Below are 23,638 nucleotides of genomic sequence, written 5' to 3'. Positions count from 1 at the left end.
CTGGCCTACTGGGATCAAGATCTTGGTTCCCAAGCTGAGCCCGGCGCCAGGATAGTGTTAAAAGATTGTGTTACATTGCTGAGGAGAGTGGGCTTGCCCCGCCCTCGACATCCAATTTCAAGAATTGCAGGCATTATGAGCAAAGTTTACGACTGGTTGGACGAGCGGCTGGAGATTACGCCTTTCGTCGACGACGCAACAGGGAAATTCATTCCGCCTCACGTTAACATCTTCTACTGCCTCGGCGGGGTGACGCTGGTGTGCTTCTTAATTCAGTTTGCCACCGGCTTCGCCATGACGTTTTACTATCGTCCGACGGTGGCTGAGGCCTTTGAATCGGTGAACTACATCATGACCCAGGTGAACTTCGGCTGGCTGTTGCGCTCCATCCACCGTTGGAGCGCCTCCATGATGGTGCTGATGATGATCCTACACACCTTCCGGGTCTATCTGACAGGGGGATTCAAAAAGCCCCGTGAGCTGACCTGGGTAACCGGCGTGATCTTGGCGGTGCTGACCGTCTCCTTTGGCGTTACCGGCTACTCCCTGCCCTGGGATCAGGTGGGCTACTGGGCGGTCAAGATCGTCTCCGGTGTGCCCAGTGCCATTCCGGTGGTGGGCGACTTGTTGGTGCAACTGATCCGGGGTGGCGAAGCGGTTGGTCAAGCTACCCTGACTCGCTTCTACAGCTTGCACACTTTCGTGCTACCCTGGCTGACCGCAGTCTTTATGACCATGCACTTTTTGATGATCCGCCGCCAAGGCATTTCTGGGCCTTTGTGAGCAAGGTTTGACTCCCAGCAGTCTTTGACCGTCCCGGCAAATGGGATCTCTAACTGCCCCTTTTTCAGAACTTTTGTCCCTAGATAAGGAGAACTCTCATGGCTGTCTCAAAACAGGTGATAGCGACCGAGGCCATTACCCGCAAGGTTGATCTAGACAACCCCAAAGTTGTAGCCAAGCTGAAGAAAAACATGGGCCACATGACCTATGGCGAGCCTGCGTGGCCCAACGATTTGCTCTTTATGTTTCCGGTGGTGATCCTGGGCACTATTGGAGTGATCGTTGGCCTGTCGGTTATGGATCCGGCAGGCGTGGGTGAGCCGGCGGATCCCTTTGCTACGCCTCTGGAAATTCTGCCGGAATGGTATCTCTACCCCGCCTTCCACATCCTGCGGATTGCTCCCAACAAGCTGTTGGGAATTGCTCTGATGTCTGCCATTCCTGTGGGTCTCTTGTTTGTGCCCTTCATCGAAAACGTCAACAAGTTCCAAAACCCCTTGCGCCGCCCAGTGGCGACAACGGTGTTCCTGATCGGCACCTTGGTCACCCTCTACCTGGGCATAGGTGCCACCTTGCCCTTGGATAAGTGGGTCACCTTGGGCTTGTTCTAAAAGAACATCTGGGACTCCCGCTTGATGGGTTGATCGTCATCATCACCATCAGAATCACCATCAGAGTGCAGCAGGTCGGTGGCCGGGCTGCACTTTCTCTTTTGGAGAGCTTTTTGGAGAAGTTGTCTGCAAACCTGTGTGCCAAGGGATGGGCAAGTCCGCCGAAATGGTAGTATCTCTACGCCCTCATCTTCAGCTTGACCGCTCATGAGCACTTCTTCTTCAACTGCTCGAACCTATCGGATCACAGCCCTTGCCGGAGATGGCATCGGCCCCGAAATCATGCGGGTGGGACGAGCCGTTTTGGATGCAGTTGCCCGGCAGATGGGATTTGCTCTCCAGTGGCAAGAGGGCCTAATCGGCGGGGCCGCCTACGAACAGACCGGGGATCCCTTGCCGGCAGAAACCCTGAAAATGGCTCAAGAGAGCGATGCCGTTTATCTGGCTGCTGTCGGCGACTTCAAGTATGACGCTCTGCCTCCTGAGAAACGCCCGGAGCGGGCCTTGTTGGGCTTGAGGGCGGGGCTGGGGCTGTTTGCCAACTTGCGCCCGGTAAAAGTCTTCCCTCAACTGGTGGGGGCTTCCTCCCTGAAGCCAGAGGTGATCTCGGGGATCGACCTGGTGGTGGTGCGGGAGCTGACGGGGGGCATTTACTTCGGCCAACCTAAGGGAATCTTCACGGATGCCCAGGGATCCCGGCGTGGCGTGAACACCATGGTCTACAGCGAAGCTGAGGTGGATCGGATTGCCCGAGTTGCCTTTGAGCTGGCCCGCAAACGCCGGCGCAAGCTCTGCTCGGTGGACAAAGCCAACGTTCTCGAGGTGTCGCAACTGTGGCGGGAGCGGGTCAATGTCATTGCGGCTGAGTACCCGGAGGTGGAACTTTCCCACCTGTACATCGACAATGCCGCCATGCAGTTGGTGCGCTGGCCCAAGCAGTTCGACGTCATCCTCACGGGCAATCTCTTCGGCGATATCCTCTCCGATGAAGCGGCCATGCTGACCGGCTCTATTGGTATGCTGCCCTCTGCCTCTCTGGGATCCTCTGGCCCCGGCCTATACGAGCCGGTACATGGGTCGGCTCCCGACATTGCCGGACAAGACAAAGCCAACCCCATTGCCCAGGTGCTCTCCGGCGCCCTGATGCTCCGCTACTCCCTGGATCAGCCGCAAGCTGCCGACCGCATCGAACAGACGGTAGAAGCCGTTTTGGCGCAAGGGTACCGCACCCCAGACCTCTACTCTGAGGGAATGACTTTAGTGGGTTGCCAGGAAATGGGAGAAAAGTTGGTGGCAGCCCTGTCCCAGCAGCAGGCGTCGTAGCTTTTTTTCGGGGACGCAGGTCACAGCCAACGCAGCCGTACAGCGATTTCCAATTGCAGGGATCCTTGGAGCTACGCCCAACCGGCTTCAGGGAGAAGGTCGACCTCCTCGGTGGTTTTAATGGCCTCTTCCGGTCGAGGTGTGGCTTCTTGGCAGCGCTCCATGGCTTGAAGAAGCAGGGCTTCCCCTTCCTGCACCGTCTCAATGCGACAGAGGAGAGCACGGAATTGAGAGGCTCCGGCAAAGTCTTTGATGTACCAAGTCATGTGCTTGCGGGCCTGACGGATGCCACGTTCTCCCTTGTACTCCCAGAGACCGCGCAGATGCTCTAAGGCCATTTGAATCCGCTCCAGGGGAGTGGGGGCCGGTCTTTCTTGACCGGTTTTCAGGAAGTGATCGATTTCCCCCACCAGAAAGGGATAGCCCATGGTGCCGCGGGAGCACATCACCCCATCGGCTCCGGTTTCCTCCAAACACTTCACCGCTGCGGCTGTCGAGAAAATATCCCCATTGGCGATGACGGGAATGCGCAGGTGCTGTTTGACGCGGCGGATCCAGTCCCAGCGGGCTTTGCCGTTGAAGCCTTGGGCGCGTGTTCGGGCATGCAAGGTGAGCAGTTGCGCCCCTGCCTCCTGCAGACGGTGGGCAAAATCCAAAATGTTGATCTCCTGATCTGACCAGCCCAGGCGCGTTTTCACGGTTACGGGCACCTCCACTGCGTTGGCCACCGCCTCCACAATTCGCGCTGCCGTGTCGGGATCGCGAAGCAGAGAAGAGCCGCCGCCGTTTTTGGTAATCTTGTTCACCGGGCAGCCCATGTTGATGTCCACCAAGGTCGCCCCTTCGTCCACAGCCATGCGGGCTGCTTCCGCCAGAAAGTCGGGCCGACAATCAAACAGTTGGATGCCGATGGGCTGCTCCCCCTCGCCAACCTCCATGATGCGGGGCAACTGGCGGGCATAGTGCAAGCCGGTCGCACTGACCATTTCCGTGTAGACCAAGCTGTGGGGGGCAAAACGGCGTACCAGCCCTCGAAAGACCTGGTCGGTTACCCCTGACAGCGGCGCCTGAAAGACGCGACTCAAAACCTTCACCCCGCCGATATTGAGGGGCTGGGACAAGCGGGCTTGGAGTTCCGGCGAAAGCTGCAGGCCCATCGGGATCCGGAGAAAGCTATCCCTCTTTGTTGACAAAGTAAAGAAGACCCATGATGCGCGCTCGTTTGATCGCGGCAGTGAGCTCCCGCTGCTGTTTGGCGGTCAGGCCGGTGATGCGGCGGGGCAAGATCTTGCCTCGCTCGGTAACAAATTTCTTGAGCAGCTCAACATCGGTGTACCTAATGGGTTCTCCCGGCTTGATGGGAGACAGGCGGCGGCGAGCGTAAACCATAGAGTAGGAGAACGGCGAAACGGCTTGAACTACTTGATCTCTTTGTGGACGGTGTGGCGGTTGCAGTGGGGGCAGAATTTCTTCAGCTCCAAGCGGGCTGTTGTGTTACGGCGGTTTTTGGTGGTGGTATAGCGGTTCACGCCTGGAGAGCGCTTGTTGACGTTGGTGCGGCACTCCGTACACTCCAGAGTAATGATGATGCGGGCACCCTTTGCTTTGGCCATGACGGATCCCAAGACGAAGGTAAACGGCAATGAGGAAACTGCAATCCCAGATCCTGAGGCTGGAGATGGGGGTTTACCTCGATAAGCGCGATCACCAATTATCCAACTTTTCCTTGACGGAATCAACCCAAGTTTTCACGTGCTTGCCCGTTTGTTGCCGTAGGCTACGGGCGTTGCGATCCACATCTTTGCTCAGGCGCTGCAACTGCTTGGACAGATCCCGCACGGTGTCATTGCGCTGGGCTTGGCGCAGCAGGTCGCGAGCAGCCGATTTGACGTCGTCAGCAGCGTCCCCCTCTAGGATGTCCTGCAAAAACTGCAGGACTTTTTCATCCAGGTGATAGCCCCGCTCCGCTTCCACCACTAGGGTACGTCCGGCGCGGTCGTGAATGGTTTGGCGTTTTTCCTTGTCGAAGACGGCAAACAGCCCATCCGCAGCCAGAGGCACCAGCAGGGCCTCTGTAAGCACAAAGAGGGAGAGCACTCCCTCTCGAGCCAGAGAGCGAACCAGGTGCGGCGAGGCTTCGGTTTCGGGATCCAGGGTTTTGATGTTCAGCAGCCATTTGCCGAGGCTTTGGCCCTCAGGGCGGGATTGGAAATAGCCGCGGTTCACCAGCCAGGTGGCGAAGAAGGCGAGATAGCCGGTCATGTCCACGGCGCCTGCATTGGCCCCTACCAGAGCAGCCAAGCCTTGGGCTAGGTAGGAGATCCCCAGCCCCAGCCCAAAGTCGAGGGCAAAAGCCCCAATTCGTTTGCTCCAGGGAGCCAATTTTGGCAGGGTTTCCCCCTCAGCAGCCGTTTGCGGGGCTGGCCGCTCGGCTTGAACCGGGGGCAGAGAGGTGGCAGGGGGCAAAGCGCTGAAGGTTCGCCACTCGCCAGCACTTTGATCCAGTTGTTCGGTTTTGGGCCGCTCTGGAAATGGGGGACGTTCGGGGTAGGGTCTGGGATCCGTCATTGCCGGTTGAGACAGTCAGTTCTACCATTCTAGCGAGGCAAGCCCACACCCACCGGCAGAGGGGACGGGCTGCGACGGGGGATCTCGTAGGTCAGCCGATCGCGGGCCAGCAGGGTATTGGGGAAAATGGCCTGAGCTTCTGCCAGCAGGTCTTCCAAGGTAATGGGGGCCTCTGGGGTGTAGCGGGGGCTGAAGTGGGTGAGGATCAAAGCTTGGGCCTTGGCTTCGGCGGCCACTTGGGCGGCCATGGCGGCGGTGGAATGCTTAGAGCGGCGGGCCAGCTCCAAGTCAGCCTGAGCGTAGGTAGCCTCGTGGATGACCAGATCCGCAGCCCGGGAGAGATCAACAGCATTGCGGCAGAAAATCGTGTCGGTGCAATAGGAAAATTTGCGGCCCGGAATGGGATCCCCCACATAATCCCGTCCGTGAAAGCAGCGGCCCTGCCAGGTGATGGATTGGCCGGCCTTGAGCTGCCCATACAGAGGGCCAAAGGGGATCCCATCGGCTTGGGCTTTGGCTGCATTGAAGCTGCCTGGCCGATCCTGTTCCACCACGCGGTAGCCGAAGGCGGGCACCCGGTGATCCAAGGGCGCGCAGAAGACGGAGTATTCCGGCTCTTGCAGGATGAGACCGGTTTCGACGGTGTGAACGCGGAAGCCATAGGGGATCCGGGTCTCGCTGTAGCGCAACACGGCCTTCAGGTACTCTTCCAGGCCCGGCGGGCCGTAGATATCGATGTGCTCAGGGGTGCTGCCCAAGCCACAGGAGGCCAACAGCCCCGGCAGGCCGTAGATGTGATCCCCGTGCATGTGGGTGATGAAAATGCGGCGCAACTGGCTGGGGCGCAGCTCATCTAGGCGCAGCAACTGGTGCTGGGTGCCCTCGCCGCAATCGAACAGCCACCATTCCGACCGCTGGGGAAACTGCACTGCCACCCCAGAGACATTGCGCTGGCGGGTGGGCATGCCGGAGCTGGTGCCCAAAAAGGTGATCCGAATGGCGTTGGGATCTGTCACAGGGGCAAGACCTCAGGGATTGGGATCCCTAGCTTACCAATTGCTGATACATTTACGCTGAACACTGCTGAACATCACTGTTCAACTATGCAGCGATAGCATTCTGTTTGTTTCCAACCAGAATGGCGGTATCCCGCAAAGCTTTGAGTAGAATACCCAAAGCGCAGTTTCCGTGTCGTCTTACTACCAATTTTCTGCTTTGCTTTGGCTACCATGTTGGCAGACTCGAAAGTAAACAGAAAGATCAACTGGTAGTAATCCGTACTGAACATATTATACATTATTTTCAGTATAGTTGAGCTTATTATTGACTAGAGTCATGCTCTCGCTGGCCGAGAAAAAACCCTTGATAGGATGGGGAGTAGAACGTACCCTTGAGCCTTCTCGTCATGATCACCCTGACCGATAGCGCCATCCAAGAGTTGAAGCGCCTGCGCAGCAAGTACGAAAAAGAGGGATCCCAGCCCATCCTGCGTCTAGGGGTCAAGCCGAGCGGCTGCTCTGGCCTCTCTTATGTGATGAACTTCGAGTCTCAGGCCAACCCTGACGATCATACCTTCGACTTTGGGGATATCCAGGTGGCAGTGGATCCCTTGAGTATGACCTTGATCAGCGGCACCACCGTCGATTTTTCCGAGGATCTGCTGGGCGGTGGCTTCCGCTTCAGGAACCCCAACGCAGTCGCCAGTTGTGGGTGTGGCACCTCCTTTGCCACTGCTGAGACTGCTGCTGTCGTTGGTCACTAAAGTCTCAATCGCTGCCTCCCACCCGCCTTTGGGCGTCAACGGTTGGAGGGCTCTAGGCTGGGCAGCCAAAGGACAAACCAAGTCCATCCCTTCTGGCTGGTGACCCGGATTTGGCCCTGCAGATACTCCACCCAATGCTTCACCAAGGCCAGTCCAAGGCCGCTGCCCGGCTGCGCCCAGGGATCCTCAGAGGGCACCCGGTAAAAGCGCTCGAAAAGGTGGGGCAGGTGGTCAGGCTCGATTTGGGCGGTATTGCCGACTCTTAACTCAACCCCACCGGGAAAGGCTTGCACCTCCAAGCGGAGGGTTCCGCCCGGCTGGGTGAACTTGCAGGCATTTTCCAGCAGTTCCTTCAGGATCAGGGTTAGCCGCTGCGGGTAGCTGTAGAGCACTGCCGGGAATGAGGTCAGCTCTGCCATCTCCAGCTTCAGTTGCCGGGTTTGAGCCCGTTCTCGCACCCCGTCGAGCAGGCTTGTGCAAAAGCTGTGGAGATCGATGGCGGCAGCCGCAGAGCCCAACTCCTTGGCTTCCAGGCTCTGCAGATCCAGCAATCTGTTGATTAGCTCGATTTCAGCTTGACATTCTTCCAGGGCAATGCGGTGGTATTGGCACTGCTTCTCGTTGAGAGGAGTGCGGCCCAACAGTTCCAGGGCCAGCTTGATCTTGGTGAGGGGAGTGCGCAGCTCGTGGGAAACGCTGGCCAGAAAGCTATCCTTAAGGCGGCTGAGCTGCTGCAAGTCCTGTACCTGGCAGGCCAGCTGGGCGGTACGTTCCTGCACTTTGGCTTCTAGGGCTTGGTTAAGTTCCCGCAGGTGGCGTTGGGCTTGGCTGGCCTGGATCAGGTGACGGATACGCCGCTTCAAAACCGACCAGCGAATGGGCTTGGAAATGTAATCGCTGGCCCCGGCAGCAAAGGCTTCATCCACGCAGGACTCATCTTCCAGCGCCGTGACGATGAGAATGGGCAGATCCGAGTTTTGAGCATGGAGGCGGCGACAGCACTCAAACCCATCCACATCCGGCATGACCGCATCCAGCAAGACCATATCCACTGGGTGTTGAGCGGCTAGCTGCAGACAGACTTCGCCGCTGCTGGCTTCTAGAACTTGGTAGCCTTCTCGCTCAAGGGCGTAGCGAACCAAGAGTCGCTGGCTGGGCTCATCGTCCGCGATCAACAATAACGGCTTCTTTTCAGGAGAGGGGGATCCCGGCTGGGCCTCAGGAACCGCCGGCGAGCTGGCCGGAGGGTGGGGATTGGGCTTCAGCATAGGCATCGAGAGGAGAGGGAGAAAAGCTCTGCACTCAGAGACTGAGGATAACTTGCCGATATGCCACCTCCAGCTTCTGCAGGGCTTGCTCTATAGTATCCCATTTTACAGAACTGGCTGGCTCGGCATGAACCAGCTTTTCCAACTGCTGACACAGCTCGGCCAGACGTTTGGCGCCCAGGGTGCTGCTGCCGCCTTTGAGGCGGTGGGCCAACCGAGCAATGGCTTGGGGATCCCGCTGCTCTAGGGCCTGCCGCAGGGATCCCAATAGAGCTTCGCTGTCCTGCCGGTAGGTTTGGATCATCTCCTGCCAGGCTTCTGGAGAGCTGAAGACTGCCCGCATCTGGGCGAGGATAACGGGGTCGAGGGGCGGATCCTCTTCTTGGCTGGCCGGGATGGGAAGGGGAAGGGATCCCTGAAGAACCCGGACTAGGGCGGCTGGCTCCAAGGGTTTGGTGAGGTAGCCATCCACCCCGGCAGCTTCGGCGGCAGCACGGCCTTCCGAAAACACATTGGCCGTGAGGACGACAATGTGGGGTTGGCGCTCAGGAGGCAGTTCAGCGCGGATGCGACGGGTGGCCGCAAGACCATCCAGCTCCGGCATTTGCATATCCATCAACACCAGATCGTAGGGTCGCAGGCGCAGAGCTTGGACGGCTTCTAGGCCATTGCCGACAATATCGGGCCGGTAGCCCAATCGCTCCAGCATGAGGCGAATCACCTTCTGGTTAACCGGGTTATCCTCTGCCACCAGGATCTGCAGTGGGTAGCGGCTGGCCAGGGTCGCGTCCCAAATGGAGGGAGGAGCGGCGGGAGAGGAAGATAAGGAGGAAGGAGCTTTTTCTCCCACAAGCCCCAGCAGCAGCTTCCGCAGTTGGGAGGCTTTGACCGGCTTGGCCAAAGTGGGGAGAGGGTCTGCTGTGGAGATGAAGTTGCGCCCCGTCAGCACTATGGGCAACAGGCGGGGTTGCGCTGTCTGCAGGTCAGCCGCCAGGGTCAAGCCATCCCGGTCTGGCAGGGTGGCATCCAGAAGGGCCAGGTCAAAAGGACGAGTTCTAACTGCAGCCTGGGCTTCTGCCGCCAAGGCACAACAGGTTACCTCCATGCCCCAAGCGCTCAGCAGTCGGGATAGCAACTGCCGTTGACTGGCGTTGTCTTCCACCAGCAAAACCCGCTTGCCGGCCAAGCACGGATCCGGTGCGGCGGTTGGCAACAGCTCCTGGTCTGGCCTCTTTAGGGGGATGCGAAAGCGAAAAGTGGATCCCTGGCCCGGCTGACTTTCCACCCCGATTGCTCCCCCCATGAGCTGGCAGAGACGCTGGCTGATGGCCAAGCCCAGGCCGGTGCCCCCAAACTGGCGGCTGATGGAGCTATCCACCTGGCTGAAGGGCTTGAAGAGGCGATCCAATTTTTCGGGGGGAATGCCAATGCCTGTATCCCGCACCTGAACGCTTACCCACTGCTTTTCGGGATCCCTCTCCCCGGCCTCGACGGTCACCACCACCTCTCCCTGGGGGGTGAACTTGATGGCGTTGCTGAGCAGATTGGCCAGGATTTGGCGCAGCCGGTTGGGATCCCCTATCAAGGTTGGCGGCAGGTTGGGATCCACCCAGGCCATCAGCTCCAGATCCTTGCTCTGGGCTTGGGCGGCCATCAAATCCAGCAGCTCCTCCACCAACTGCGGCAAGGAAAAGGGTATTTCCTCCAGTTCCAGTTTTTGGGACTCGATCTTGGAGAAATCGAGGATGTCGTTGATCAGGTTCAGCAGCACCTCGCCTCCATAGCGGATGGTCTGCACCCAGTCCTGCTGCTGCGGATCCAAGGAGGTGTCCAGGAGTAGACTGGTCATCCCCAAAATGGCGTTGATGGGGGTGCGGATCTCGTGGCTGATGGTGGCCAGGAACTCGCTCTTGGCCCGGCTGGCGGCTTCGGCAGCTTCCTTGGCTGCTTTCATCTGCTCTTCTGCCAGCTTGGCTAGGGTGATATCCCGCCCGGCGGCGTAGACCAGGGATCCGGCCAAAGAGGCTCGCCACTCGATGAAACGATAGCTGCCGTCCTGGGTGCGGTAGCGGTTGACGAAGTGATCCAGCCGTTTCTCTTCGACAAGCTGCTGCATGGCCGCCTGCGTGGCGGGGACATCTTCCGGGTGAACCCACTCCAAAAACGGTCGGCTCTGCAGCTCCTGCAGAGAATAGCCCAGGGTGGTCTCCCAGGCGCGGTTGAGACGGCGAAAGTACCCTTGGACATCGGCAATGCAAAGCAAATCCAGAGCCACCGAGAAAAACTGCTCCAGCTCCGCTTCTGCCGACTTGCGGGCAGTGATGTCCACCGCGGTAAACACCCAACACGGGATCCCGCGCAAGACAAGGGGCTGCACAAACACGTCTTCCCAGACAACCTGGCCATCCTGCCGCTGCCAGCGCCACTCAAAGCGGGCGGATCCCTGCTGGCGGGCCTGCTCCAAGTAGGGCTGCAAGGCAAACTCCCTCCCCTGCAAAGCCCGGCGATAGGGAGACTGCTCGCAAGCGTCGAATGCCCGCAGCTCCTCCAGGCTGAAAAACCCGTAGGCGGCAATGGCTTGGGAGTTGGCCTCCAGGATCTCGCCGGTCTCGGCATGACGGATGAGGATGGCCACAGCGGCATTCTCAAACAGAGCCCGGAACTTCTGCTCGCTTTCCTGGACGGCCTGCTGGGATCGCACCCTGTCGGTTACATCCCGGACGATCACCACCACCTCTTGGGCGTTGAGGGGCACAATGCGCACCTCTTCGTGGCGGGTCTCCCCTTCAATCTCGATGCTTTGGTCGTAGCGCTGCCGCGTCTGGGTAGCTATAGCCTGCTGAACAAAGAAAAGCCGCTGCTCGGCCAATTCCGGTGGCAAAAGCTCCTGCAGGGATCGGCCCACGTAGGTGTCGGGTGAGCTATAGGGAACAACCTCGCCCCCCCAGACAAAGCTCAAGCAAATGCCCTGGCTATCCAGGCGGAAGATCAAGTCGGGAATGGCTTCTAGAATGGCTCGCTGCACCTGTTCAGCGGCTTTCAAGGCCAGCTCTGCCTGCTTGGCTTCTGTAATATCCCGCACGATTGCCAGGACTTCCTGGCTGTTGAGAGGGACAATGCGGGCCTCTTCGTAGCGTACCTCCCCTTGAACTTCAATGCTGTACTCGTAGCGCTGTTGGGTTTGGGTGGCCAGGGCTTGCTGAACATAGAAAAGCCGCTGCTCTGCCAGCTCCAGCGGCAGAATTTCCCGGGGGGATCGGCCCAAGTGCTGCTCGGCTGGAGTGTAGAGATGGATATCGCCTCCGGAAATAAAGCTCAGGCAGATGCCCTGGCGATTCAGGCGAAGGATGAGGTCGGGGATGGCTTGGAGAATGGCCCGCTGGGTGGCTTCCATTTCTCTAAGGGCCAACTCCGCCTGTTTCCGCTCGGTGATATCTCGCACCAGGATGTAAACTTTGTCTCTCCCGTGAGCGACAACGCAGGCTCTCCGATAGCAGCGGATCCCCGGCTCAATCTCAACTTCGTACTCTAGGTACTGCGGCGTCTGGCTGACCAAGGCCCCCTCCGCCAGAGATGGATACTGCTCTTTCAGCGAGCCAGTAAACACGTCTTGGGCGCGGCGACCCACGTAAAACTCAGGCGGATGTCGGGTGGGAACGTAAGGGGAAGGCTTGCAATGAAGAATGACTCCCTCGGCGCTGAGCTCAAAAATCAAGTCGGGAATGGCCTCGTAGAGGGCGCGGTAGCGAGACTCGCTTTCCTGTAGAGCCCGCTCCATCTTGACCCGCTCGCTGATGTCGCGGCTGGTGATGAGGATCCCGTCTCCCACCGGCACCACTTGGTGATGGATCCAACTGGCCTTCAAGCCCGGCTGCCCCGAAATGGGGAACTCCTCTTCCAGAGGAATGCCGGTTTCCACCACTCGCTTGTATTTCTCAAAAAAGCCCCCCCAGCGGTTGATGGGCAGCAGCTCGCACAGCCGCTGGCCGATGATCTGCCGGCGCTGGAGGGAAATGAGCTCTTCCCCCTTGGCGTTGACATCCACAAAGACAAAGTCGCGGATCTCGCGGGTAACGGGATCCCGCACCGCCTCCAGCAGGTAAATAGCATCCAAGCTGGCTTCCAAGGCTGCCCGAAAACGAGCCTCTGGGCCAGGGCTGCCCCTAAGAAGTTGGAAAGGAAATCTCAGGATCCTCCGCAAGACAGAAAGCCGCTGCAGGCCGAGCAGCAGGAGAGCCAAGAAGAGGGATCCCAGCAGCCAAAAGGCAAGGCCAGAGGGATCCACCAGGCCCACCGTTTTCCCTACCGCCCATAGCTCTCTGTGCATAGAACCCAGAGATTCCTGCCCCCTTTCCACAGTATCCCAGCAAGTCTTTCCAGCTTATCTTGGAGGTCAAAAGGGGAAGCTCAGCTAACTTGCGGAAATGGCCTCTATGCAATGGGCAGGATTCCTCAAGAGTGGCTTTTTGGGGAAATGAGTCTTGGCTCAAAGCTTTGTTTCTGGGTGCAGCAGGGAGAGAGACTCTTTATTGTGAAGATGCTTTATTGTGAAAAATAATTGTGAAGATTCAGCGGGATCCCTTGCGCCAGCGGCAATAGAGTTTTTCCAACTCCACCCAGACCATAACCACGGTGCTAAAGCCCAAGCAGATCAAAAGTTCAGTGCGGGTTAGCTCCTCTGTGCCAAAGAAGCTGCGCAAGAAAGGCACATAGAGCAGAGCCAATTGCAAGAGCAGAGTGGTCAGGACCGCGCCCAGCAGGTAGGGGTTGGAAAAAGGGTTGGTCTCGATGGTGAGCTTCTCGTTGGAGCGCACGGCCAGCGCATGGCCCATCTGGGCGATACACAGGGTGGTGAAGACCATCGTGCGCCAGTGGGGGATGTAGGCTTCCACAATGACCATCATGAGGATTGTGGAGATGGCAAAAACCACGCCGATGCGCACCATGTAGGCTCCCAGCCCCTGGGCGAAGATGCTCTCTTTGGGGTTGAAGGGGGGGCGCTGCATCACCCCTGGCTCCGCCGGTTCCAAAGCCAAGGCCAGAGCGGGCAGGCCATCGGTCACCAAGTTCATCCACAGGATCTGTAGGGGTGTCAGCGGCACATCCCCCAAGCCCAGGATGGGGGCAGCAGCCACTGTCAGCACCTCACCGATGTTGCTGCCCAAAATGTACTTCACAAAGCGGCGGATGTTGCTGTAGACCACTCGCCCTTCTTCAATGGCTGCCACGATGGTGGCGAAGTTGTCGTCCAGCAGCACCATGTCGCTGGCCTCTTTGCTCACATCGGTGCCCGTGATGCCCATGGCGATGCCAATATCCGCTTGGCGCAGGGCAGGGGCGTCGTTGACCCCATCCCCGGTCATGGCCACGAACTCGTTTTGCTTTTGCAAGGCCTGGACAATGCGCAGCTTGTGTTCGGGGGCGACGCGGGCATAGACCCTGACGGTTTGTACCGTTTGCAGCAGCTCCTCGAAACTCAAGCGGGAGAGGGTACGCCCGTCAATCGCCTGATCCTCCGACTCGAGAATGCCCAGCTGGCGGGCAATGGCAACAGCTGTCAGTTGGTGGTCGCCGGTAATCATCAACGTGCGGATCCCGGCTTCTCGGCAGCGGGCCACGGCCTCTCGTGCCTCTGGTCGCGGAGCATCGTGCATCCCCATCAGGCCCAGCCAAACCAGGTTGTGCTCCACCTCTTCCCCGTTGTCCGGGATCCGCTCTAGCCTCTGGGTGGCTACCCCCAGAACCCGGATACCTTGGGCGGCCAGGCGGTTGTTGGTGCCGAGGATGGCTTGGCGATCGGTTTCCGACAGCTCCTGCCAAGTGCCCCCTTTCTGGATACGATCACACCGCTCCAGCACCAGCTCTGGGGATCCCTTGGTGTAGACGCAGTAGCCGCCGTTTTCTTGGATCACCACGCTCATGCGTTTTCGTTCCGAGCTGAAGGGGAGCTCCTGCAGCCGTGGGTAGCGCTCCTGTAGGGAGCCTTTATGGAGGTTGGCTTTGGCGGCTGCCACCAGCAGGGCTGCTTCGGTCGGATCCCCCAGGATGGACCAGGTGGGCGTTGAAGGGGGAGAAGAAACTGCAGACCGAGGGTTACGCCCGGCAACAGGTTGGAGACTGGCCTGCAACAGGGCATCGTTGCAGAACACCACGGCCCGCAAGATGGCCTGCAAATCTGGGGCGCTCTCCGGATCCATGAGCTGGCCGCCGCAGTAGAAGGAGCCCTTGGGGATGTAACCGCTGCCGCTGACGTGGTAGTGGCGGTCGGGGGTAACGATGTCGGTCACCACCATTTTGTTTTCCGTGAGGGTGCCGGTTTTGTCGGAGCAGATGGTGGTGACGGATCCCAGGGTTTCCACTGCTGGCAGGCGGCGGATGAGGGCATGGCGGCGCACCATGCGTTGGGTGCCTATGGCCAGGGTGACAGTGATCACCGCAGGCAGCCCCTCTGGTACCACGGCCACGGCCATGCTCAAGGAGGTTTCCAGAAGCGAGGTGAAAGGGGCCATACTCCCGGCTTGCAGCAACCCTATCCCCACCACCAAGGCCACCAAAGCCAGGGATCCCGACACCAGCACATTGCCCAGTTGGCTCATGCGCTTCTGCAGCGGGGTGGGCTCGGTCTCCACCGATTGCAGCAAGGTTGCCACTTTGCCCAGCTCGGTATTCATCCCGATGCTGGTGACCAGGAGGATCCCTCGCCCCTGAATCACTTCGGTGCCCATGAAGGCCATGTTGCGCCGTTCCCCCAGCTCGATGTCCGGCGGGAGTACGCAATCTGCCTGTTTGGTTACAGGGGTGGCTTCTCCGGTCAAAGCTGCTTCCCGCACCTGCAGGTTCACGGCCTCGGCCAAGCGCCCATCGGCTGGGATCTGTACCCCGGCTTCCAGCAGCACGCGATCCCCCGGCACCAGTTGGCTGGCTGGAACTTCTTGCCACAGGCCATCCCGCTCCACCCGCACGGTAGGGGAGGCCAGTTTTTTCAGGGCCGCCAGCGCTTTTTCCGCCCGACTTTCTTGCAAATAGCCCAGGCCACCGTTAAGGCCAACGATCAACAAAATGGCCAGGGCATCTTTGGGAAACTCGCCTTCTTGCAAGTCCAAAGTGGCTGAGATCGCCGCTACGGCGATCAGCATCAGCAGCATGATGTTGCGGAATTGATCCAGCAGGACTTGCCAGGAGCTACGGCCAGAAGTGGTGATCAGCTCATTGGGGCCATATTGCCGCTGCCTCTGGATCACCTGCTGAGTGGTGAGGCCGCGATCGGGATCGGTCTGCAACTTCTGGATGGCAGCGGCGAGGGTGAGGCTATGCCAAGCAGGGACAGAGGAAAGGGAGGATCCATCCGGTGGGATCATTGCGGCCACTCAAGGGTTCTTGCCGAATTTTGACATACTCCCCGCCCCACAGGAGGAGGATTCTGACAGCAGCAGACCGGTGCTGGAGTAGGCCCTGAATACCTGCCTTGCCTAGCGCAAGATTTCAAAATCCAAAACGGGCTCTGTCTGGGTGACGCGGTAATATCCGGCCTGGGTACGAACCGAAGCCTGATAGGGGCTGGGCAAATCTAGCGAGCGCAGGGGTGGGATGTTGGTGCGTTGGTTCAGCAGCGTGGTGAAGAAGGCGGTGGTCTGCCGGGCCTGGGAGCGCACCACCTCCTCAGGGAAAATGACCGGATCCACATTCCTACCTGTATCCAACAGGATCCTATCCAGGGCATCTCCCACCGGATAGGAAGGATAGGCAATTTGGGCCAAGGCGGATCCAATCGGGATCCCGGCGGACAGACAACCCAGAAGAATGGCCAAAGTCAGACGCATGTGCTGTGATTCCTCCTGCGCTACAGCTTTTCCTCAACACCGGAAAAAAGGGGGGGTTGGACATTGCCAGTCAACCTTGATCCCCATGAAGCCTACCTTTTGACCGGCAGCTAAGGCGGATTCTACTCGAAATGCCTCGATTGGCAACCGCCTGCAACCCAATAGAACGCCAACATGACAAAGGATCTCGCCGCCGACTAGGATCGGGATACTCTGCTTGGGATCCTTAGACCTGTGAGTGTTTGTGTTCGCCTTGCCCCCAGTCCAACCGGAAATCTGCACATCGGCACCGCCCGAACGGCAGTGTTCAACTGGCTGTATGCCCGTCGCCACGGTGGCCGGTTCATTTTGCGCATCGAGGACACCGACCGCGACCGCTCTTTGCCCCGCTACACCCGCAACATTTTGGCGGGCCTGGCCTGGTTGGGCCTAGACTGGGACGAAGGGCCGATCTACCAATCCAAGCGCATCGAGCGCTACCAAGCAGTGGTGCAGCAGCTTCTGGATCGAGGGCTGGCCTACCGCTGCTACGTCAGCGAGGCGGAGCTGGAGGAGATGCGCGCTGCCCAGAAGGCTGCCGGCAAAGCCCCCCGCTACGACAACCGCCACCGCTTTCTCACCGAAGCCCAGCGACGGGCCTACGAAGCCGAGGGTCGGCAGCCGGTGATCCGCTTCAAAATCGAGGAGCCCCTAGAGGTGTCTTGGGTGGATCTCATTCGCGGCCCCATTACCTGGAACACCCAGGATTTGGGAGGAGACATGGTCATTGCCCGGGCGGATGGCTGCCCTCTCTACAACTTGGCGGTGGTGGTGGATGACATCGACATGGGCATCACCCATGTGATTCGCGGCGAAGATCACATCGGCAATACCCCCAAGCAGATTTTGCTCTACCGTGCTCTTGGCCACGAACCTCCCCAGTTCGCCCATTCTCCTTTAATCCTGAACCCGGAAGGGAAAAAGCTCTCCAAACGGGATGGGGCAACTTCGGTGACGGAGTTCCAGCAGCTGGGCTTTTTGCCAGAAGCTCTCAAGAACTATTTGGCCTTGCTCAGTTGGTCTCCTCCAGATGGGGAAGAGCTTTTCTCTCTGGAAAAGGCGGCTGCGCTGTTCGACTTTGACCGGGTTAACCGTGCGGCTGCCCGCTTTGACTGGGACAAGCTCAACTGGATCAACAGCCAGTACATCAAGCGGCTTTCCCCGCCAGAACTGGTAGAACGGCTCACCCCCTTTTGGCAGGCGGCAGGGTTTGACCTTTCCGGAGTGCCGGATCCCACCTGGTTAGAAGATGTGGCCCGCCTGATTGCCGATGGTATCGACCGCCTGGCAGAAGCTCCTCCGCTCAGCCGCTTTTTGTTTCAGGAGCCCCTCAGCTACACGTTGCCAGCTCTGGAACAGTTGCGCCTGCCTGGGGTGGCAGAGGCTATGGCTGCTATGGCCACCACGTTGGCTGCTGCCGAGCTGCCCCAGGTTTCGGCGGACAGCTTAAAACCGCTGGTGGATCAGGTGGCCAAGGGCCAGAACATGAAAAAGGGCCTGCTGATGAAGAGTTTGCGGGCCGCCCTGACAGGGGATCTGCAGGGGCCGGATTTGCTGGAATCTTTTGCCCTTCTCCAGCGGCGGGGCTGGGCTTTGGGGCGGTTAGAGGCTGTGCAGAAGTTGGTTCCTTGTTGATGGAAGCCCATCTCTTGCTGTCATGCCTTCGGTTGCCTCTGTTGAAAGTGCTCCGCACCGCTGCCGCAATCGGGATCCCATGCTGTCACGCCAGCTACAGGCTGCAAACCAAATTGTCCAAGAACTGGTGCTGCTCTCTTCTCAGTTATCTTCCCCATCCTCTTCGGACTCTGTAGAGATGGGGGAGCTGGAGCAGTGTGTGCTCAAGCTGGCCCAGACCTTGGTACAGCAGATGGTAAATCGCCTGGGCGCGGCCTCAGCTCGCCTTTGGATTTTCGACCCGCAGGAAGGATGTTTTCAGTCGGTGGCCCATGCCGGCCTGCTCAGCCCTGCTCACGACCAAATTCAGCGGATCTATCCTGACGACAGCCCTTTAGGACGGGTGGCCCAGGAGGGGCTGCCGCTTTTGAGCAACAATCCCGCCCAAGAAGCCTGGATGCCCGCCCCGGAGTGGGTGAAGGCCAATGGCTTGCGGGGCTTTGTTGCCTACCCGATTAACCGAGGGGAGGAGCGGCTGGGGGCTTTGGCTCTGTTGAGCCGGACACCTCTGGAAGCCAGCTTTCTGGAAGTGGTGAAGTTCCTCTGTTCCTATATCGCCAGCGCCATCATCAATGCCAAGCTGCTGGAGCGCAGCCGACGGCAGGCGGTGCGGGAGGCGCTGCTCAACCGCATCACCAGCACTGTTCACCGCTTTTTGCAGTGGGATCAAATCGTCAGCACTGCCCTGAAGGAGCTGCAGCAGGCCTTTCTCTCGAAAGGGGTGAAGGGGCTGAGCCGCTGCTGTTTTTACAGTCTCAGCCCGGATCAGCAGACGGTTCGGGTCAGCCATGAGGCCCTGAGCCCTGGGCTAACCCCCTCCCTAGGAGAGGTGTACCGGATCCAGGACTTTGGCTCGCTGTGCGAGCGCCTGCGGACGGGGCAGGTGGTGCAAATAGCCTTGCCTCTGCTGCCGGATCGAGATCTCCTGACCCCAGAGGGGTTGGCCGCTCTCCAGGCGCTGCAGGCTTGCTCGGCGGTGCTGATCCCGGTGCAGTCGGTGGGCTCGGCAGGAGTAGGGCTTTCGGAGGTTGGCGGGAAGGATGGGGGACGGCCCGGTTTGGCTGCAGAGCCAGGGGAGATGATTGGGTTGTTGGGAGTGTACGTCACCACACCCCACCTTTGGCAGCCGGAGGAGATCGAGCTGTTGCGCTCGGTGGCCTCTCAACTGGCCATTGCCCTCACCCGTTCCAGCCTGTTCGAGCATGCCCATCAGCAGACGGAACGGCTGGCTCTGTTGCACTCGATCACGGCGGCGATTCGCTCCAGCCTGGAGCCCACCACCCTCTTCCATGCGATCACCCAGCAGATCGGGGCGGCTTTTCAGGCAGATGTGTGTATCTTGGCCCTCTGGCAGCCGGAGCAGGAGCTGCTACACCCTGTTGGCCTTTATGCGCCGCAGCTTTCCCCCACCGTTCGCGTGGGCGGGACGGAGTCGTTGCTGGACACTCTGTTGCCGACAAGGGGGCCGTTGGTGGGATCCCCAGATTGCCCCTGGGTTGAGCCTGGGATCCCGCCGGACTTGCCGGAGACGATTCGAGCCAAGTTGCGCTTGGGGGCCAGTTTGCTCGCCACCTTGAGGGGGCCTGTGGTGGTGCCGGAGCCGCAGACGGCTCAGTCCTGGGCCGATCTAAAGCCTCAGAGCCAGGGGAGTGGGCTGTTGTTGGTGCCCCTATTTGCTTCTGAGCATCCGGACAGGCCCCAAGAACTGTTGGGGGGCATTGCCCTAATCCGCTACCCTGGCAGCGATTCCCTGACCCCTCGTCCTTGGCAGCCGGAGGATCTGGAGTTGGCAGAAGCCGTGGCCGAGCAGGCGGGGATCGCCCTCAAGCAAGCGCGGCTTTACGAGCAAACCCGTAGCTCTGCCCAGCGGGAAAGCCTTTTGCGCCAGATTGCCCAGCGCCTCAGCGGCACCTACAATCCCCAGGAGGTGGTGCAGATTGCCCTCGAGGGCATGGCAGAGGCTTTGCAGGTTGAGCGGTGCAGTTTTGTGGCGCCCTGCAGTGGCCATGAGCCGTTCGCAGCCTCGTCGCGACAGCCTTGCGGTTCCCCTTCCCCTGCCGTAGGCAGAGCAACAGCCCCACCAGAGGCGGGACGGAGTCCTTTGGCTCAGCAACCCTTGGCCGGCGCTCCTGCAGAACTTCTGGCCATCATCCAAGAGTATTGCCGTCAGCCGGGGATCCCTTCCCAAAGGGGACAGACGCTGCCCCCTGAGCTAAGCCAGCTCCTCTGGGTCAATTGCTACAGCCACCTGAACACGCTGCTGATTCCAGATGTCAACACCTTCCCATTGTCTGCCCACGCCCGCCGCCATCTGCTGCAAAAGGGCATCCGCTCCCTGTTGGGTGTGCCGATAGTCACCGATGCTCGCCAGGTGGCCGGGGTGCTTTGCGCCTTCATGCCGCCGTTTGAGCCGGCAGTTCGGGGAAGCAAAACCGCCGATATCGCCTCAGAAGCCGCCGGATTTTCCCCCAGAGATACGGACTTGGTGAACGCGCTGGCGGACATTGCGGCAGTAGCCTTGCAGCGGGCCTCTTTCTACGAGCAGGTTCGCCGTCAGGAGGCGACGGCAGCAGCTTTGCGGGGCCTAACCGAGGGGCGAGAGGCGGAAAGTCGTCGGTTGGCCGCCGATTTGCACGACCAAACCTTGGCAGATCTGGGAGCTTTGTCTCGCCAGATCCAAGAGCTATCCGGCGATCCGACCATTGGCCCAGCCGGACAGGCTCAGTTGCGGGCCATGAGCGCCCAACTGCGAGAGACCATGGCCGAATTGCGCGGGATCGTGGAAGATTTGCAGCCGACGGCCATGCGGGCCTTTAACCTTGGCCCGGCTCTGCGCAGTCTCCTGGAACGGGCCGCCCAACGTTCCCCCCATCCTCTCCTCACCCGTTTCGACAACCAAGCCGATGGCCTGCTCTCCCGTCTCAGCCCCACCTGCCAGAGCAACATTTTCCGCATCGTGCAGGAGGCTCTGAACAACATCGTCAAACACGCAGGGGCACGGCGCATCGATCTCATCATTCAGCCCAAGGCGCAACAGGACGCGGGTTCCTCTACCAACCCTCAGGCTCCCTACACCCACTTGGAGCTGAAGATCATCGACGATGGCTGCGGTATGCCGGCGTCCAAGAGTGGGGTGGATCCCGCCCAGCCGTCTGGCCATGGACACGGGTTGCTCAACATGCGCTACCGAGCCGAGTTGATCGGGGCAAGCATTGCTTGGCGTAATCGCCGCTTTGGCAGTGGCACAGTTGTAGAGCTGCGAGTCCCTCTGCCGCCGAGTCCCCGATCTTGCGGCTAGCCCCCCCTTTTCTGAGGTAGCAGACGCAGCATTTTCAGTCTCAACCTGTTCTATAGTCGTTTAAGCTCAAGGGTTCCCGGTTCTCTAACCTGTCTGGTGGAGGGATCCTCTCACGCTGGCAAGGCGGAGTTTTTGCGCTGTCGTTAACACTGCGAGGAGAAGCATCTGTGGCCTATCGTGTGACTTTGATCCCTGGGGATGGCATTGGCCCGGAAGTGGCCAAGGCGATGACCACGGTCTTGGAGGCTACTGGGGTTCGGTTCGAATGGATCCCGGTAGAAGCAGGAGTGGAGGTGATCGAGAAATACGGCACCCCCTTGCCACCCCAGGTGTTGGAGTCCATTCGGGAAACCAAAGTGGCGATCAAAGGGCCGATTGGCACTCCCGTAGGTACTGGCTTTCGTTCGGTCAACGTGGCCATTCGCAAGGAGCTGGATCTTTTCGCCAACCTGCGCCCGGCCAAATCTATGCTCGGTGTCAAAAGCCCTTTTCAAGACATCGACCTAGTGGTGGTGCGGGAAAATACCGAAGATCTCTATGCCGGGATCGAGTTTGAACGGGGCACGCCGGAAGCCATCCAGGCGCGGGAGGAAATGATGCGCCTTTCCGGCAAACCCATCCGCGAGGGATCCGCCATCGGCATCAAGCCCATTTCGGACTTCGGCAGCCGCCGCATTGTCAAATTTGCCTTTGAGTACGCCCGCCAGAATGGCCGCAAGAAGGTGACGGCAGTGCACAAAGCCAACATCATGAAATTCACCGATGGCTTGTTTCTGCAGGTGGCGCGGGAGGTGGCCCAGGAGTACCCCGACATCGAGTTTGAAGATCGCATCGTGGACAACATGTGCATGCAACTGATGCAAAAGCCGCAGCTCTACGATGTGCTGGTGCTCACCAACCTCTATGGGGACATCATTTCCGACTTGTGCGCGGGGATGATCGGCGGGCTGGGGGTGGCGCCGGGGGCCAACATCGGCGACGGCATTGCGGTTTTTGAGGCCATTCACGGCTCTGCTCCCAAATATGCCGGCCAAAACAAAGTCAACCCCTGCGCTCTGATCCTCTCCGGGGCGATGATGCTGCGCTACCTGGGAGAGCGGGAGGCTGCCGCAAGGGTGGAGGCGGCGGTGCAGGCGGTGATCGCCGAGGGCAAGCAGGTCACCTATGACCTGGCCACAGGGGATCCCGTCGGCACTCAGGAGATGGCAGAGGCCATTGCTGCCCGCGTGCAGGAGATGGCTCCGCAGTAGGGTTTGGCGTCAAATGTTCTGATCCCAGGTTCCTCAAAAGGGAGGGACTGGGGGCCTCAGTACCCCAAAGCCAGATCCACCACCCCCAGCAAGGGATCCCCGGCCCGGAAGCGCCGCACATTTTCTCGCACCCGCTTAGAGAGGGCTGGGACAATCATGGCATCGGTAAGAGCAGTGTGGGGGGTAATCAGGCAGTTGGGCAAGCTCCAGAGGGGATGCCCATCCGGTAGGGGCTCGGGATCCGTGACATCCAAGGCGGCCCCGCGAATGACCCCCTGCTGCAGGGCGGCCACCAAGTCGGAGGTCACGATGTGCTTGCCTCGCGCCACATTCACCAGCCAGCACTGGGATCCCATCTGCTCCAACTCAGCTTGGGCGATGATCCCCTCGGTTTCCGGCGTGAGGGCCAAAGCCAGGATCACCACATCTGCCCCTGCCAACACCGTTTGCCGTTCCGCGAGTGTCACCACCCGCGTGGCCCCCGGCAAGGGATCCGCCTTGCGACGCACCACGTCGATGGAGCACTGAAAAGGCTGCAACAGCTTGATCAACTCTTGGGCGATGCCCCCGGCTCCAAAAATGACCACGCGGCTGCCCCAGAGGCTGGTACCGGAGCCTTCCTGCCACGTTTGGGCCAAGGCGCGGATCTTCAAGTCGCGCAAGCCGGCCAAGGTCAAGGCCAAGGCATGTTCTGCCACCGGTTGAGCATAGACTCCCTTGCCACAAGTCCACACATAAGCGGGATCCAAGACTCCCGCCCGGACAAAAGGCTCTACCCCCGCCCAGGGCAACTGCACCCAGCGGATCCCTTTCCCTTCCGCCAGACAGCACTTCAGGCCGGGCACATCAAAGGCATCGGCCCAGACCAAGGCTTCTGCTTCTGCCAGGGGCACAATTTCGCCACCCCCTGCCAAAGCAGCCTCTTTGAGCCAGGGGCGAAGATGGCCGGGTTCGACGGCAATGCGTTTGCCTTGGATGCCCATGGGAACCGTTGGATAAGGCTTTCCCCTTGCCAGGATACTGTCGGCAGAGCGAGAGATGGCATGCACGGGCAGCCGCAAAAACCGGTGATCGAGTGTTAAGGGATCCCAAAGGGATCCTGGGCCACTTCCATAGGATCGCTAGGGTGAAAATTAGGGCTGCTGTGTTGGCTCAATCCTTAAGTAGGTAGCATTCCCCAATGACCCTATCCGAACTGCTGATCTTGGTGACGCTGCTCTTTCCCGGGATCCTGCTGTCGCT

17 protein-coding genes are annotated in these 23,638 nt (G+C 59.6%); 7 read left to right on the top strand and 10 right to left on the bottom strand.

Annotated elements, in window-relative coordinates; all coding sequences use genetic code 11:
* Positions 1-135: 135 nt before the first annotated feature.
* The 3 genes from petB (at position 136) to leuB (ending at position 2,717) form a co-directional block, all read left to right on the top strand.
* A complete protein-coding gene (petB, locus tag ACVWYZ_RS06025) occupies positions 136-783 on the top strand; it encodes a cytochrome b6 (protein ID WP_041436518.1) in 648 nt (215 codons plus the stop codon).
* Between the two features lie 98 nt (positions 784-881).
* On the top strand, positions 882-1,394 hold the full coding sequence (petD, locus tag ACVWYZ_RS06020; protein ID WP_011433236.1) for a cytochrome b6-f complex subunit IV: 513 nt from the start codon (positions 882-884) through the stop codon (positions 1,392-1,394).
* A 207-nt stretch (positions 1,395-1,601) separates the two neighbouring features.
* Positions 1,602-2,717 (top strand): 3-isopropylmalate dehydrogenase, encoded by a 1,116-nt coding sequence (gene leuB / locus ACVWYZ_RS06015; RefSeq protein ID WP_457466506.1) that lies wholly within the window; start codon positions 1,602-1,604, stop codon positions 2,715-2,717.
* 71 nt (positions 2,718-2,788) lie between these two features.
* On the opposite strand, the gene dusB is transcribed toward leuB, so the two are convergent.
* The 5 genes from dusB to rnz form a co-directional block, all read right to left on the bottom strand.
* Positions 2,789-3,874 (bottom strand): tRNA dihydrouridine synthase DusB, encoded by a 1,086-nt coding sequence (gene dusB / locus ACVWYZ_RS06010; RefSeq protein ID WP_414375158.1) that lies wholly within the window; start codon positions 3,872-3,874, stop codon positions 2,789-2,791.
* Between the two features lie 16 nt (positions 3,875-3,890).
* On the bottom strand, positions 3,891-4,106 hold the full coding sequence (gene rpsR / locus ACVWYZ_RS06005; RefSeq protein WP_011433239.1) for a 30S ribosomal protein S18: 216 nt from the start codon (positions 4,104-4,106) through the stop codon (positions 3,891-3,893).
* Between the two features lie 29 nt (positions 4,107-4,135).
* Positions 4,136-4,330, bottom strand: a complete 195-nt coding sequence (rpmG, locus tag ACVWYZ_RS06000) for a 50S ribosomal protein L33 (RefSeq protein ID WP_011433240.1) — start codon at positions 4,328-4,330, stop codon at positions 4,136-4,138.
* Positions 4,331-4,421: 91 nt separating this feature from the next.
* Positions 4,422-5,285, bottom strand: a complete 864-nt coding sequence (locus ACVWYZ_RS05995) for an RDD family protein (RefSeq protein ID WP_457466505.1) — start codon at positions 5,283-5,285, stop codon at positions 4,422-4,424.
* 29 nt (positions 5,286-5,314) lie between these two features.
* Positions 5,315-6,301, bottom strand: coding sequence for a ribonuclease Z (gene rnz / locus ACVWYZ_RS05990; RefSeq protein WP_457466504.1), 987 nt, complete (start codon positions 6,299-6,301; stop codon positions 5,315-5,317).
* Between the two features lie 389 nt (positions 6,302-6,690).
* On the opposite strand from rnz, the gene ACVWYZ_RS05985 reads away from it, so the two are divergent.
* Positions 6,691-7,047, top strand: a complete 357-nt coding sequence (locus ACVWYZ_RS05985; RefSeq protein ID WP_457439701.1) for a HesB/IscA family protein — start codon at positions 6,691-6,693, stop codon at positions 7,045-7,047.
* Between the two features lie 35 nt (positions 7,048-7,082).
* On the opposite strand, the gene ACVWYZ_RS05980 is transcribed toward ACVWYZ_RS05985, so the two are convergent.
* The 4 genes from ACVWYZ_RS05980 to ACVWYZ_RS05965 all read right to left on the bottom strand — a co-directional run bounded on the left by ACVWYZ_RS05980 (position 7,083) and on the right by ACVWYZ_RS05965 (position 16,135).
* The gene (locus ACVWYZ_RS05980; RefSeq protein ID WP_457466503.1) at positions 7,083-8,315 is read right to left on the bottom strand and encodes a hybrid sensor histidine kinase/response regulator; all 1,233 of its coding nucleotides are present in this window, start codon (positions 8,313-8,315) and stop codon (positions 7,083-7,085) included.
* A 34-nt stretch (positions 8,316-8,349) separates the two neighbouring features.
* The gene (locus ACVWYZ_RS05975) at positions 8,350-12,642 is read right to left on the bottom strand and encodes a PAS domain S-box protein (RefSeq protein WP_457466502.1); all 4,293 of its coding nucleotides are present in this window, start codon (positions 12,640-12,642) and stop codon (positions 8,350-8,352) included.
* 241 nt (positions 12,643-12,883) lie between these two features.
* Positions 12,884-15,673: a cation-translocating P-type ATPase gene (locus ACVWYZ_RS05970; RefSeq protein ID WP_457466511.1), complete on the bottom strand. Its 2,790-nt coding sequence runs from the start codon at positions 15,671-15,673 to the stop codon at positions 12,884-12,886.
* Between the two features lie 111 nt (positions 15,674-15,784).
* Positions 15,785-16,135, bottom strand: coding sequence for a hypothetical protein (locus ACVWYZ_RS05965; protein ID WP_011433285.1), 351 nt, complete (start codon positions 16,133-16,135; stop codon positions 15,785-15,787).
* A 234-nt stretch (positions 16,136-16,369) separates the two neighbouring features.
* On the opposite strand from ACVWYZ_RS05965, the gene gltX reads away from it, so the two are divergent.
* The 3 genes from gltX to ACVWYZ_RS05950 all read left to right on the top strand — a co-directional run bounded on the left by gltX (position 16,370) and on the right by ACVWYZ_RS05950 (position 22,396).
* Complete coding sequence (gltX, locus tag ACVWYZ_RS05960; RefSeq protein WP_457402505.1) at positions 16,370-17,809, top strand: glutamate--tRNA ligase; 1,440 nt, start codon at positions 16,370-16,372, stop codon at positions 17,807-17,809.
* A 79-nt stretch (positions 17,810-17,888) separates the two neighbouring features.
* The gene (locus tag ACVWYZ_RS05955; protein WP_457466501.1) at positions 17,889-21,146 is read left to right on the top strand and encodes a GAF domain-containing sensor histidine kinase; all 3,258 of its coding nucleotides are present in this window, start codon (positions 17,889-17,891) and stop codon (positions 21,144-21,146) included.
* Between the two features lie 167 nt (positions 21,147-21,313).
* Positions 21,314-22,396: an isocitrate/isopropylmalate dehydrogenase family protein gene (locus ACVWYZ_RS05950; RefSeq protein WP_457441722.1), complete on the top strand. Its 1,083-nt coding sequence runs from the start codon at positions 21,314-21,316 to the stop codon at positions 22,394-22,396.
* Between the two features lie 56 nt (positions 22,397-22,452).
* Here ACVWYZ_RS05950 and ACVWYZ_RS05945 read toward each other — a convergent pair whose 3' ends face one another.
* Positions 22,453-23,379 carry a D-isomer specific 2-hydroxyacid dehydrogenase family protein gene (locus ACVWYZ_RS05945; RefSeq protein ID WP_457466500.1) on the bottom strand — a complete coding sequence of 309 codons (927 nt, stop codon included), beginning with the start codon at positions 23,377-23,379 and terminating at the stop codon, positions 22,453-22,455.
* Between the last annotated feature and the right edge of the window lie 259 nt (positions 23,380-23,638).

The organism is Thermostichus sp. MS-CIW-37, assembly GCF_054060065.1.
The sequence above is the reverse complement of the archived record's forward strand: the minus strand, read 5'-3'. Positions and strand labels throughout refer to the sequence as shown.

Coding starts and splice junctions, on each gene's coding strand:
- petB (WP_041436518.1), top strand. CDS start 136: ATGAGCAAAGTTTACGACTGGTTGGACGAGCGGCTGGAGATTACGCCT.
- petD (WP_011433236.1), top strand. CDS start 882: ATGGCTGTCTCAAAACAGGTGATAGCGACCGAGGCCATTACCCGCAAG.
- leuB (WP_457466506.1), top strand. CDS start 1,602: ATGAGCACTTCTTCTTCAACTGCTCGAACCTATCGGATCACAGCCCTT.
- dusB (WP_414375158.1), bottom strand. CDS start 3,874: ATGGGCCTGCAGCTTTCGCCGGAACTCCAAGCCCGCTTGTCCCAGCCC.
- rpsR (WP_011433239.1), bottom strand. CDS start 4,106: ATGGTTTACGCTCGCCGCCGCCTGTCTCCCATCAAGCCGGGAGAACCC.
- rpmG (WP_011433240.1), bottom strand. CDS start 4,330: ATGGCCAAAGCAAAGGGTGCCCGCATCATCATTACTCTGGAGTGTACG.
- ACVWYZ_RS05995 (WP_457466505.1), bottom strand. CDS start 5,285: ATGACGGATCCCAGACCCTACCCCGAACGTCCCCCATTTCCAGAGCGG.
- ACVWYZ_RS05985 (WP_457439701.1), top strand. CDS start 6,691: ATGATCACCCTGACCGATAGCGCCATCCAAGAGTTGAAGCGCCTGCGC.
- ACVWYZ_RS05980 (WP_457466503.1), bottom strand. CDS start 8,315: ATGCTGAAGCCCAATCCCCACCCTCCGGCCAGCTCGCCGGCGGTTCCT.
- ACVWYZ_RS05975 (WP_457466502.1), bottom strand. CDS start 12,642: ATGCACAGAGAGCTATGGGCGGTAGGGAAAACGGTGGGCCTGGTGGAT.
- ACVWYZ_RS05970 (WP_457466511.1), bottom strand. CDS start 15,673: ATGATCCCACCGGATGGATCCTCCCTTTCCTCTGTCCCTGCTTGGCAT.
- ACVWYZ_RS05965 (WP_011433285.1), bottom strand. CDS start 16,135: ATGCGTCTGACTTTGGCCATTCTTCTGGGTTGTCTGTCCGCCGGGATC.
- ACVWYZ_RS05955 (WP_457466501.1), top strand. CDS start 17,889: ATGCTGTCACGCCAGCTACAGGCTGCAAACCAAATTGTCCAAGAACTG.
- ACVWYZ_RS05945 (WP_457466500.1), bottom strand. CDS start 23,379: ATGGGCATCCAAGGCAAACGCATTGCCGTCGAACCCGGCCATCTTCGC.